Genomic DNA, 232 nt, shown 5'->3' with positions numbered 1-232 from the left:
GTCAGCGGACGGATCTGCGCGGCGAAGTCGGCGCCGCGTGCGTTGAAGATCGCTCCGCGGCACAGCGCCTCGTAGCCGATGTAGACCGCGTTCCAGGCCGCGCCGAACGTGTCGCTCGGCTTGGCGAAGAAGTACCCGGAGGCCTTCTGCAGGTCTTCGTTGGTGAACGCGATGGGGTTCCCCCCGAGTGTGGGCGGGGGGTGGATGCCCAGGACGGGCGTGCGGGCCGTGC

At 69.8% G+C, this 232-nt stretch carries 1 pseudogene; it reads right to left on the bottom strand.

What is annotated here, in order from left to right:
- Positions 1-232: pseudogene (locus tag KVS71_RS19300) on the bottom strand (ABC transporter permease); the annotation flags it as partial.

The organism is Microbacterium sp. GbtcB4 (assembly GCF_019091465.1).
Lineage (GTDB): Bacteria > Actinomycetota > Actinomycetes > Actinomycetales > Microbacteriaceae > Microbacterium > Microbacterium paraoxydans.
This window is presented reverse-complemented; position numbering and strand designations above follow the sequence as displayed.